The organism is Pararobbsia silviterrae, assembly GCF_003628125.1.
GTDB lineage: Bacteria > Pseudomonadota > Gammaproteobacteria > Burkholderiales > Burkholderiaceae > Pararobbsia > Pararobbsia silviterrae.
The window spans coordinates 164,043-176,162 of the sequence record NZ_RBZU01000006.1; the positions used below are offsets into that span (position 1 = coordinate 164,043).

Below are 12,120 nucleotides of genomic sequence, written 5' to 3' on the forward strand. Positions count from 1 at the left end.
CGGGGCCTTACTTCGAGACCAGCACGAAGTCATCGACGCCGCCCGGCGGCACCAGGAGCCGCGGCGTTTGCCTGCCTTGCGTCAACAGCGGCACCTGATACGAGATCCACGCGTCGAGATTCTTGTAGGTCACGTGCCCGGTCTTGCGCGGATCCGCGTCCCACTTGTCGCCCAGTCCCTCGATGATGGCTTCGGTGAAGGCGCCGTGATGCGAGTCCGGATCTTCCCATGACGGCTGGCTTCCCTTGCTGCTCGCGAAGACGAGCACTTGGTTGTCGGTGCGCGTCAATTGACCGGCGAGGTCGTCGCCGTTGCTCGCCTTGATCGACGCGTCGATCGACACGCCCGTCGCGTCGCCCGCATGGCACGTGTCGATGAAAAAGACCGCATGGGTGCCGTCCCCTCGACCGTTGAAGTCCGTGAGCGCTTGCTGGATCGCGGAATAGGGGACGCCCGTATCGGTGAGTTTGTCGGGTTGCACGTCGACGGATGCGTAGTAGTACCGGTGGTCGGTCGCCATCGTGAATCCGTGGCCCGAGAGAAACACGATGCCGATATCGCCCGCGCCGACATTGCTTCTCAGCCAGTCGAGGCCCGCGAGCACGCTCGCGCGCGTGGCCTGGTCATCGGTCAGCACACGCGCGTCGACCGCGCGATACGCCTTGCCTTGCTGGGCCTCCAGGATCTGCGCAAAGGCTTTTGCGTCGTCGCTCGCATAGTGGAGCTGAGGGATGTGAGGATTGCGGTATGCGGAGACCCCGACGGCGAGCAGCCATAACTTCGGTTTATCGACTTTGCGGCTGCCTTGTTGGCCCGGATCAAATGCCTTGTTGCCGCCGGCCCATCGCAAGCTGAACGGTGCAGGGGCGCTGCGTCCGTTCTTGTTGTCCGCATAGATGACGACGTCGCTGTCCTTCGGCGGCAAGGCGAGCGTCAACGTCTGAGAACCGTCTTGCTGCATGGCTTCGCCTGAACGCGGCGTCGCCATGATCTCGCCGTTGACGAGCACGCGCGTGCCGGTCACGGGCGCATCTTGCGGGGTATGGATTTTGATTTGCACGTCGAGCGTCAGGCTCGCGAACTGCTGCGGCGCGGAGACGACCTCGACCACGGGCGGCAAAACCTGCGTGACGGGCACGGTGGGCTCGCGCCGGCTTGCCGCGTTGTTGGCCTCTTTGACCGCTTCGGATTCGTCGGTCGTTTCGATGACCTTGGCGATGACGTCGGGACGATAGAACAGCTCGCGGAACTGACCGATCGGAAAGAAATCCGCAGGCTGATCGACGCTGCGATTGACATGCCAGCCGATCAAATCCTCGGCGCCCGGACTCGACGTGTAGTAGCCCGCCGGGGTCCACGCGACCCATCGTTTTCCGTCTGGGTGTGCATAGAACGCCAATTCCTCGACGCCGTCCGATGCGCGATGCCAACGGATCGTCCCGTCACCGTACGCGGCGATGACCCATCGGCCGTCTTGCGAGACGTTGACGGCAAATGTGCCGCTATACGACGGGCGCTTCCAACGCTCGGTCCCTTTGCGGTCGAACATCCGGATCCAAAGCTCGGCGCCGAGCGCGAAGCCGTCGCCGTTCGGCGTGATCGCGAGACTGGTCGAATAGTCCTGGCCTGAGTAGAGCGGCGATCCGTTCAGCGTGGCCGGATCGTAAGACGTGTTGAGCCCGGCGACGGCGATGCCCGGCGCGCTCGTGCGCGGCGGCATGAGGCCGGCGGTATCGGCGGCTTTGAGCTCAGCGCTCAGGACACTGAACGACGCGAGCGTGGCGCACGAAGGCGCGGGGCAGAATCCGATCCGCGTGCCGTCCGCGGAGACGGTCAAATGATCCTGCGTGCCGCGAAAGTTGACGATCGGCGGCGTATGAAAGTACTGCATGCTGCCGTTGCCGTTGAGCATGCCCCACGACGCCTCTCCGCTTGAGAACGCGAGCCGGCGGTCCGGCAGCGTCGCGAGATAGGTGATATTGCCGGCGGGCACGACGAGGTCTTGTCCGGGCCCGGTGCCGCCCGCACCCCATCGACGAATGACATGGACTTCCTTGCCGTTGACGATCTTCTTGGCGTCTGCGGCCGCATACAACGTCGATCCGTCGCGCGACCACGCAACGGCAAACAGTCCGACGTGATTGTTCGGGATGATGCCCGAGGTGTCCGCCGAGCCTCGCGACGCCAGCGTGTGGCCATCGAGCAGGCTGACGGCCAGCGTGTCGAGATAGCCGAATGCGATGCGCGAACCGTCGGGCGAGAAATGCGTGATGCCCGGCTTCTTGCCGCCCGGCGCGGCTTGCTTGGCGACGAGCGTGAAGTGTGCGCCGTCGAAGCCATAGAGACGGATCGAACCGTCCCAACTGCTCGTGACCATACGGTCGTCGCGGCTGAAGTCCACGGAATAGCTCGGACCGCCGTAGTCCAGATCGCGTGCGATCAGCGTCCCGTCGGCCACCGAGAACACATAGACGCCTTTGCCCGTCACGGCAGCGAGCAGGCGTCCATCGGGCGAGAAAGCCGCGTCGATGATCGTGTGCGGGATATCGGTCAGACGGCGCACCAGTCTTCCGCTCGCGCGATCGAACAGGTAGAGGGTCATGTCCGCGGAGCCGATTCCGAACAGCGACGTCGTGAATTGCGTCGTGATCCCGCCGACCGCGATCGTATTTCCATCCGGAGATACGGCGAGCGCGTCGAGTTGCCCCTCGTAGCCCTCGCCGATGGGGATGCGCAAGGTCCGCACGAGATGTCCGTCGCTTGCGTCCCAGATGCGCGCGGTCTTGTCTTGCGAGGCCGTGACGATCCAGCGCCCTTGGGCGTCTGTCGCGATGTTGCGGACATTGCCCGTATGCTCGCCGGGTTCGAGCCGCAAGAGGGGCGAAGTGGGCAGCGCCGCCGCCGAAGCGAGGCATGCGCCAAGCAGCGAAGCCCATATCAGTGCTGCCGAAACGATCCAACGCGAAGCAAGCCGCATCACATCCTCCGTGGATGGTGTCCGATCGAGACGATGCGATGTGCGCGCATCGCCGCGATCGGTCTAATCGCCGCCGTATTGAGCAAGCCAGTCTTTCGATCCGGAGGACGGCGGCATGATCGCCGTCGCGCGCTGCATCGCTTCAAATGCCCAGCGCCCGTCGCCGAAACCTTCGAGGTAGTACACGTAAAGCAGCGCTTTGTCGGTCTCGTCGAGTTTCGCGTCCGCGAGCGCTCGGGGCGGAGGTGGCAACTGATCGGACGGGACGACGAACAAGTTGTTCTCCCGGATCTCGGCGACCGCGCCATCGGCCGGCGTGTTGAACACCGACAAGCTGTATTGGCCCGGCGCCAGATCGACGGGCGGCGTGCGCGCGGCATGTTCGGTCACGTTGTCGACCGATGTGATGATCGCGCCCGTATTCGAATTCCTGAGGACCACGCGATACGGCGGCGTTCCCCCCGACCATTCGATAAAAATCGAACGCTTCGGCGCGGCTACGAGATTCGATTGCTCGCTGGTCAAAATGGGGACGCTCAATTGATCGCCGCGCGACATGGCCGCGATCGAGTAGGTCGCGCGGTCGCCGCCCGAGATGTCTTTCCACGAACGCCCAGGAAGATCGCCGATGCCGGGCTCGACACACGAGATGTCGACGAACGGATGGCTCGCATCGAGCTTGAAGTTCTTGCCGCCTCTTAGCGTGGTCACATAGACGACGCCATATTGCGTTTGCGTCGTGACGAAGCGAATGCGATCGCATGCCTGGATGGGCTGCCGCGAATCGACGGCGCTGTCCTTGCGCGCGATCGTGACGGCCTCATAGGGGATTTTCGACGTCGCGGGGTCCGGTTGGATGAATGCCGCGAACGTGGCGGCCTGGCACAGGACGGGACAGAGCGCGAGCAAGCCCGTCCAAGCGCGCATAGTGTCGAGCGACCTGTTTCGTGCCGTGCGAGGGTTCATGGTGCCTCCCCAAGGGATGTCTTTGCCCGTGCGATCTTCAATGGTGCTCGCCTGACTCGGCATGAAGTTTCTCGAAGCGGTGAAGCTCGATGCGCTCCTTGATCGATTCGATCCATCGCTCGACCTGAATGCCGATGATCGGCGCCGAAAAATCGAGCCAGACGCCGTGCGAAAACAGCACGAAACTGCCGATGCCCGAGGTCGCGATCACGAAGAGCGTCGCCGCAGTCGTCGTCAGCGCCCATTGCGTTCGAGCCGAAATGAAACCCACCGCGACGACCGTCAAGAAGGTCGCCAGGAAGACCAGCCATCGAGACGGCGGACTCAAAAAACGCTGCTGCGCCATGGAATCGATGGCATTCACGAGGACGACGGCTCCCGGCATGCGTCCGAGCGGCGTCGGGTAGACATCGCCGGCTTCGGCAAACGTCTGACCGATGACGACGATACGACCGTCGACGACATCCTTGAGCAGCGCATTGTCTTCCGGCGGCGCGCCGAGTACCGTGCGCGCCGGTATCGTGTCGACGCGGTCCGGTGTGTACCGAAAGATGATTCGATTGCTGACGCCTTCCTCATGAGGCAGACCGCCGAGCCGAACTTGGCGTTGCGCGAACGCCGCTTGAACGTCGCTCCAGTAGCGTCGTTCAATACCCTCGCACTCGTGCTCGGTGTGCGATGACGCACACGCTTGAATGGCGTGCTCGTCGCGGCCCAACTGGGCTTGGAGATAGTGGGTGCGGCCTTCGAGTTCGTAGGTATCGAAGCCGCTTTCGCCTTGCGCGGGAAACGGCAGGCACGACCCGACGGCGCCGGGATCGACGGCAGCCTGATCGACGTTGAAGAACGTGGCCGCGGTCAGCAGTTGCACGGATGGCACCACACGCGCTTGGCCTTCGGCGCCTGTTCCGGCGGGTCGATCGCATACGACTCGGAAGAGATCCCAATCGCGCAGAATCCGGTCGCTTGCCACCTCGAAGTAAGGCGCCGCCGCGACGATCCTGCCGCCTGATTGCCGAATGACCTTGTCGACCTCGCGGGCCTGCTTCTGTTCCGGCAAGAACGCCGCGTCATCGCCCGGTAGCGGCGTGCGCTCGCCTCGAACCAGGATGAGTCTCTTGCCGTGCTCGAAGTAGGGCTTGGCGAGCAGTGTTTCCAATGCGTTCGCAAAGTCGTTGTCGTCGGCGGCGTTGATGCGCCGCCGGTCTGCGGATGCGCCCGGTGCATCGTCTCTGATGTTTCGATCTTCGATCGCGACGTCGAGCACGACTTGCGCCGCGCCGGCCGCGAAAGCGCGGTCGATCAGCGTGAAAAGGGGGCGACGCGGCGCGCGATCGGGCTCGCCGCCGTCCCACGCCGCGCTGCGCCACGTTTGTTCATCGATGTCGATGAGCACGGGCGGTTTGAATTCGGGCACGCGCGTCGAACACGCGCGGGTCGAGTCGCAGAGGCTCACGGTCATTCTGTTGATCGTGTCGAGTCCCCAGTTTTCGAACGCGACGATGGGACCGAATTCGAGCGTATGACCCGCGAAGTGAATGAGCAATTCGATCAGGCCGCCGATCACGATGTTGATCAGCCATCGGCGGACCCATCTGGGACGCACCCGCCACTGCGCGGCGAGGGGGTTCCACGTTTTCCGGAGCGCGTCGACGGAGTATTTTCGAACGTGGATCATCGAGTTGCGAGCGCGATTGTCGATGCTGCGAGCGGCGTTATCGGTCACTTCCGACTCGAGCGTCCATCGCGTTACGCGCGCACCGCGCGGATCAAGGACCAGGCCTGAATGTCACGGATGAGTCTGGAAGGGCGAGGGAACTGAATTGCGGCTTGCGTACGGCACGGCAAATCATCCACATCCGGGCCGCGCTCCGTCCGTACGGCAGCACACAATTCGAGGGTTCGGCGACGAGAATCGTGCCGATGGGCATCTGACGCGAGCGGCGCGCGCTCGGTATGTCAGTGCTTGCCCGGCGCCACGCGACGACGCGTCGCCGCTTGCAACTCCGCCAGTAACGCATCGCCCGCCCATGCGGGTCGCCCCGCGCTGCGTTCGGCATCGTGGACCAGTTCGCACAAGCGTGCGTTCACCGGCGCCGCTTGCCCGAGCCGTTGCGCGAGGCGCACGACTTCGCCGTTGATCCAGTCGACTTCCGTGGCGCGTCCCGCGGCCAGATCGTCCGACATCGACGAGCGCGCAAGCGGATCGATCGTCAGCATCGTGCGGCCCAGCCGTTCGAACCAGGCATCGGGCACGCTCAGCACATGCGGGATCCATGTCGCCGGGAGCGGCGTCACTTTCGCGGGGCGGATGCCGGCGCGCTTGAGCAGCGCCAGCGCTTCCTTTTGCGCCATCGCGAGGCAGAGACGGTAGGCGCGTTGCGAGAGCTCTTCCTTGAGCGGCCGATTCGCGAGCGCATTGATCGCATTGTTGAGATTGAGCAGCAGCTTCGCCCATTGCACGCGCACCATGTCGGCGTGCTCGACGAGCGGCAGTCCGGCCTTTCTGAACGCGTCGACGAACGGTTGCATGGCGACCGAATGCTTGATCTCGAGCTCGCCCGCCGATCCTTGATGAAACGCGCCCGGACCGCGCTCGATGACGTTGAACGGCACCATGCCTTCGAGCACGGTCTGATGCGGCATCGCGGCGCGCAGCACGTCGGCGTTGCCCACGCCGTTCTGGAAACTCACGACGACCGTGCCCGGGCGCAATACCGTATCGAGTTCTTGCGCGGCGGTCGCCGTCGCGGCGGACTTCACCGTCACGAGGACGAGATCGGCCTCGGCGACGCGCGCGATATCCGTCGTGACGTCGATGCGCTCGGACGGCACATGCCAGAGGCTATTGTCGAATCGCGACAGCGTGATGCCTTCATTGCGCAAGGCGTCGGCCATGCGCGCGCGTCCCACGAAACCGACGTCGCCGCCCGCCGCAAGCAGGCGTCCGCCGACATAGCAGCCGATCGAGCCCGCGCCGTAGATAAAGATCTTTGCCATAGTGCTTCTCTTGTGTCTTAGTCTGCGTATCCGGGATTGCGCCGGTCAAGCCTGCGCAACAGCCCGGGCCATACGAGCGCGCCTGGCGTCACGCCGCGCGTGACTTGTCCGATCTGCTGCTTGATGCCGTCGAGAATCGGCTGCGGGATCGGCCTCAGTGTTCCGCCGCCCGATTGGGCACGGACCTGAATCATGCAGGCAGCTTCGAAAAAATACATGGCGACAAACGCGTCGGCGGGTGTCGCGCCGACCGTCAACAAGCCGTGATTGCGCAACATCAGATACGTGTGGTGGCCGAGGTCGCGCACCAGCCGCGGCTTTTCGTCCGCGTTGAGCGCGATGCCCTCGTAGTCGTGCTGGCCGAGCGAGGCGAGTACGCCGAGCGATTGTTGCGAGAGCGGCAGCAAGCCCGCTTCCTGCGCGGAGACCGCGACGCCGTTGACCGAGTGCGTATGCATGACGCAATGCGCATCCTCGCGCGCCGCATGAATGGCGCTGTGGATCGTGAAACCCGCGGGATTCACGTCGTAGGGCGAGTCGTCGACCTTGCGGCCGTCGCGGTCGATCTTGACCAGGGACGATGCCGTGATTTCGTCGAACATCATGCCGTACGGATTGATGAGGAAATGGTGCTCGGGACCGGGCACGCGCGCCGAGATGTGCGTAAACACGAGGTCGTCCCAGCCGAACAGCGCGGTGAGGCGGTAAGCGGCCGCGAGATTGACCCGCGCGTCCCATTCGGCGGCGGAGATGCCGCCGGTCAGGCTCGATGCAGATGAGGCCACGTCGATACTCCCTATTCAAGGATGCAAACGAAGGAACATCCGGTTCGGCGTGACCGTATCTGCGGTCGAGGCGCGTTGAAGAGGCGGGGCCGCGTCGGATGCGAGACCCCATCATGTCCGCGAACGCGCCTAGAATCTGTCGCGTACCCGACAGCTCGACACGACCATGGATTCCAGCCTGCACCGCTATCGCATGCAACTCGAAACGACGTCCTGGTTTCGGGGCCTCCCTGAAGCGTTGCGCGACGCACTGATCGCCCACGCGGGCTTGCTGACGCTGGAAAAAGGCCAAGCGCTCTATCGGCGCGGCGATCCTGCCGATGGTTTGTACGCGGTGCTCGGCGGCGCGGTCGCGATCGGCACGGTCGGCGTCGACGGCAAAGAGGCCTTGCTCGCGGTGCTCGGGCCGACCGCCTGGCTTGGGGAGATTTCGCTCTTCGACGGATTGCCGCGCCCGAACGACGTGACCGCCGTCAGCAAGACGCTGTTGCTCCATGTGCCTGAAGCCGCCTTACGCGGCCTGCTCGACGCGACGCCCGGCTATTGGCGCGATGTCGCGATGCTGATGGCGCAAAGGCTGCGGATCTCGTTCGAGAACGCCGAAGCGGCCACGCTGCTATCCGCGGCGCAACGCGTGGCCCGCCGGCTGCTGACGATTGCGGAAGGCTATGGGGGGCTCAATGCGTCGCAGACCCGGATCCGCGTTTCGCAAGAGAGTCTGGCGTCGATGGTGTCACTGTCGCGGCAAACCACGAACCAACTCCTGAGACAACTTGAAGACCAACGGATTCTGAGCTTGAAATCAGGGGAAATCGCGATTCTGGACTTCGACCGGTTGCGCGCGGCGAGTGTCGGCGACGCTGCGATGTGACACCGCGCGTTGCTGTCGTTGTCATTGTCGCTGCCGTGCAGCATCCATCGTCGTTCGGGGCCGGGCCGTCGTCGCCATCCGCGCGCAGCACGGTACGAGGCACAGCAACGCGGCGAGAATCCAGAATGCGCCCGGCAGGCCGATTCGATGGGCGACGAAGCCCACGCCCGCCGGCCCCACGAGGTTACCCGCATAGCCCGTCATCGTAATGGCCGCGACGGCGAGCGCGGACGGCATCGCGCGTTGCGCACCGGCCTTGCGGAACAACACGGGTACGACGTTGGACGCTCCGAGTCCGACGAGCAGGAAGCCCGACATCGCCAACACGGCATTCGGCGCGATCAGCACGAGCACGAACCCTGCCGTCGCGAGCACGCCGCCCCAGAACATCACCGTCCGATCGCCGAATCGTGCCGTGATCGCATCGCCGCTCAAGCGGCCGGCGGTCATCGCGATCGAGAACAGCATATAGCCCGCGCCACCGCGCGCAGCGTCGACGAGTCCCTTTCCGGTAATGAGCAAGGCGCTCCAGTCGAGCAGCGCGCCTTCGACAAGAAACGTGATCGCCGTCAGCGCGGCGAGCAACAGCACCACGCCGCGCGGTAAGACGAACAGCGGCGCATCGCTCTTTTGCGCGGTATCGAGCAAGCGCGGCCGCGCAAGCAAGGTCGCGGCCAGCATGAGGATCGCGCAGATCGCCGTGCTCGTCAGCGTGTCGACATGCATCGAGAGGAGAAACGTCATCAACGTCGAACCCGCAAATCCGCCGACGCTGAACAACGCGTGAAAGCCGGATATCAGAGGACGCGCCTCGATGCGTTCGACTTCGATCGCGTGGATATTCATCGCGACATCGAGTGAGCCGAGCGACGCGCCGAACGCCAGCAGCGCGATCGCGAGCGCCGCCGGCGTACTGACGACGGTCAGCACCGGCAGCATGATCGACAACCCGATTCCGCCCGCGACGATGACGCGTTTGCTGCCGTAGCGCGCGCTGATCGCACCCGTGAGCAGCATCGACGCCACGGAGCCGAGACCGATGCAGAGCAGCAGCATGCCGAGCACGCCGTCATCGGCGCCGATCCGTTGCTTGGCGAACGGGACGAGCGGCGCCCAGCATGCGACGCCGAATCCGGCCACGAGAAATGCGAGACGTGTGGCAAGCCGGGCTGCCGGCTGATCTGAATGCATGTCGATCCTGAATGGGGAAAGCAGAGGGGATGTGCGGCGCGCTTAGCGCTCGGCGGGCTCGGCGACGATGACCTTCGCGCCCGCTTTCGATACGGAGGCGCGCTGTACGCGCGGCAGATCGTGTTCGACGACGATGTATTCGATCGCCGCGAGCGCCGCGACGCGATGCTGGGCTCGCGCGGCGAACTTGTCCGTCGTCGCGAGCACCGCGTTGTGCGTGCTCGCGGCGAGGACCGCGCGTTTGAAGGTCGCGTCCGCGAGACTGAACGCGCTGATGCCGCCTTTGGGCGACACCGCGCATGCGCCGATCCAGCACCGGTCGATGTTCATCTGCGCGACGCTGTGCACCGCATTCGCATCGATACATCCGCCGACGTCCGGATCGACCGCCCCGCCGATCATGATGAGCTTCAGATCGGCGCGGCGCAGCACGGCCGCGGCGATATCGACGGAATTCGTGGCCACGACGAGATCGCTGTCTTCGGGCAGGAACTCGACGAGCGCGAGATGCGTGCTGCCGCTGTCGAGAAACAGGAGCTCACCGGGCTCGATCAGCGACGCGGCCGCGCGCGCCAATGCCGCTTTTCTTTCGCGCGCCGCATCCATGCGCGCCGACATCGGCGCGGACGCGGCCGTGATCGGCAATGCGCCGCCATAGACGCGGCGGCACAGCCCCGCGGCCGCGAGCGCGCGGAGATCGCGGCGGATCGCGTCTTCCGAAACGGCGAATTCGAGTGCGAGCGTCGCGGCCACGACGGGTTGGCCTTGCGCGAGCCGAAGCGCAATCTCGTCGCGCCGCGCGAGGGGGATATTGTCGTTCATGGGCGCATGATATCGTGCATGATCAAGAATGTAAACGTGCACAATCGTGCATGAATGGGCGATGTCCTCGGCAACGCAAGTAGGGTCGTCGCACGTGCGCGCGCGCATTTCGAGCACGAGGATCTGACCAGTTTGAATGGACCATAGCCATGACGTACGGGGCACGATAGGCTTCGCGTGCGTGACCGAGCTCACGTCTATCGAACATATTCAAGAACGCGTGATCGCGCACAGGGAAGGGGACTGAACGATGTCTGATCCAATCGGCGGTGAATCCGTCACGACAACCGACTCGACCGGCAATCGGTCCGCACTGCAACAGATCGCCGCATCGAGGCTGTTACTCGGCGCGACGATCGCGATGTTTCTGTCGGGACTCGGCACGTCGGCCGCCGCGCCGCAGATCGTGCTGTTTCTGGTGAAGGAACTCGGCGCTTCGTTGCCGTTGGCCGGGTTCTATTACTTGACGAGCCTCGGCGCGCCGATCGCGGGCTATGTCGTGGGCCGCTATTCCGACCGGACGGGCAATCGCCTCGGTCTGTTCCGGTTGTGCGCGGTGGCGGGCTTCTTGGGTTGGGCCGGGCTCGCGCTTTCGACGGCGGTCTGGATGCCGTTCGTCGCCGCCATCGTCTTGCTGTCCGTCGCGGGCGCCACGGCGTCGCAGGTGTTCGCCGCCGTCCACGACGAACTGAGCCGCAAGCCCGACGATGCGAACGAAAGCGTCGTCGCGATCATCCGGATGGCGCTGACGGGGGGCTGGATCGTCGGTCCCGTGCTGGGCGCGTGGGTCGCCGCGACGTATGGACTGCGCCCGATGCTATGGATGACGGCAATCTGCACGCTGTTGCAGCTCGCGCCGCTCGTCGCGCTGAACCCGAGCGTGCGGCCCAAGCCGAAATCGGCGCATGAAGCGCATGGCCATGCGAGCGTGCGGGCGATGCTTCCGCTGCTCGCGTTTACAGGGCTTTTCGTACTGGTCTATGCGGGCGAGCCGATCAAATACGGCTTCCTGCTGCTGTATATGGAAGAGCATCTCAAGCTGAGTCCCGCCGTTCGTGGCGCGGTCATCGGCATTCAGCCCTTCATCGAGCTTCTGATCATGCCGTTCAGCATCGGCCTCGGTCGTCGCTTGGGACAGGTGTGGCTGATGTCTATCGCAGCCGCCTTGAGCGTGGGGGCGAATCTTTGTTTCGCGTTCTGGCCGTCCGCGACGGGTATGTTCGCGGGGCAGATTCTGATGGGCGCGGTCTGGGGCGTCTTCATGGTGCTCGGCATTCTGGTCGCGCAGCGCTTGCTGCCCGATGCGGTCGCGACGGCATCGGCGATCTTCATGAGTTCGACGGCGCTCGCATCGGCGCTCGGCGGCATGGCCGGCGGTCTCGGCGTCGCCACGCTGGGCCTTCCCGGTGTTTTCATCTTGCCGGCGCTTTTCTCGGGCCTGGCCGTGATCGGGTTCGCAACGATGGCGCGTGGCGCACGTTTCAAAGGGCCCTGATCGCGGACCGTTG

Annotated in this window: 9 protein-coding genes; 2 read left to right on the forward strand and 7 right to left on the reverse strand. The window is 64.6% G+C overall.

All coding sequences use genetic code 11. From position 1 onward, the window contains the following. Nucleotides 1–7: 7 nt before the first annotated feature. The 5 genes from D7S86_RS15275 to D7S86_RS15295 all read right to left on the reverse strand — a co-directional run bounded on the left by D7S86_RS15275 (nt 8) and on the right by D7S86_RS15295 (nt 7,728). Nucleotides 8–2,977 (reverse strand): caspase family protein, encoded by a 2,970-nt coding sequence (locus tag D7S86_RS15275; protein ID WP_121087709.1) that lies wholly within the window; start codon nt 2,975–2,977, stop codon nt 8–10. Nucleotides 2,978–3,040: 63 nt separating this feature from the next. Further along, the gene (locus D7S86_RS15280) at nt 3,041–3,904 is read right to left on the reverse strand and encodes a hypothetical protein (RefSeq protein WP_121087710.1); all 864 of its coding nucleotides are present in this window, start codon (nt 3,902–3,904) and stop codon (nt 3,041–3,043) included. A gap of 76 nt (nt 3,905–3,980) precedes the next feature. Beyond that, on the reverse strand, nt 3,981–5,549 hold the full coding sequence (locus tag D7S86_RS15285; RefSeq protein WP_158601969.1) for a CHASE2 domain-containing protein: 1,569 nt from the start codon (nt 5,547–5,549) through the stop codon (nt 3,981–3,983). 353 nt (nt 5,550–5,902) lie between these two features. Beyond that, a complete protein-coding gene (locus D7S86_RS15290) occupies nt 5,903–6,943 on the reverse strand; it encodes a 2-dehydropantoate 2-reductase (protein WP_121087712.1) in 1,041 nt (346 codons plus the stop codon). A 17-nt stretch (nt 6,944–6,960) separates the two neighbouring features. Then, nucleotides 6,961–7,728: a class II aldolase/adducin family protein gene (locus D7S86_RS15295; RefSeq protein WP_121087713.1), complete on the reverse strand. Its 768-nt coding sequence runs from the start codon at nt 7,726–7,728 to the stop codon at nt 6,961–6,963. A gap of 166 nt (nt 7,729–7,894) precedes the next feature. On the opposite strand from D7S86_RS15295, the gene D7S86_RS15300 reads away from it, so the two are divergent. After that, a complete protein-coding gene (locus D7S86_RS15300) occupies nt 7,895–8,599 on the forward strand; it encodes a Crp/Fnr family transcriptional regulator (protein ID WP_121087714.1) in 705 nt (234 codons plus the stop codon). A gap of 21 nt (nt 8,600–8,620) precedes the next feature. Here the strand turns inward: D7S86_RS15300 and D7S86_RS15305 are convergent, their stop codons facing one another. Together D7S86_RS15305 and D7S86_RS15310 are read right to left on the reverse strand one after the other, a co-directional pair. Continuing rightward, a complete protein-coding gene (locus D7S86_RS15305; protein WP_121087715.1) occupies nt 8,621–9,790 on the reverse strand; it encodes an MFS transporter in 1,170 nt (389 codons plus the stop codon). Nucleotides 9,791–9,832: 42 nt separating this feature from the next. Beyond that, a complete protein-coding gene (locus D7S86_RS15310; RefSeq protein WP_121087862.1) occupies nt 9,833–10,612 on the reverse strand; it encodes a DeoR/GlpR family DNA-binding transcription regulator in 780 nt (259 codons plus the stop codon). Between the two features lie 250 nt (nt 10,613–10,862). On the opposite strand from D7S86_RS15310, the gene D7S86_RS15315 reads away from it, so the two are divergent. Continuing rightward, complete coding sequence (locus D7S86_RS15315; protein WP_121087716.1) at nt 10,863–12,107, forward strand: MFS transporter; 1,245 nt, start codon at nt 10,863–10,865, stop codon at nt 12,105–12,107. Nucleotides 12,108–12,120 lie beyond the last annotated feature (13 nt).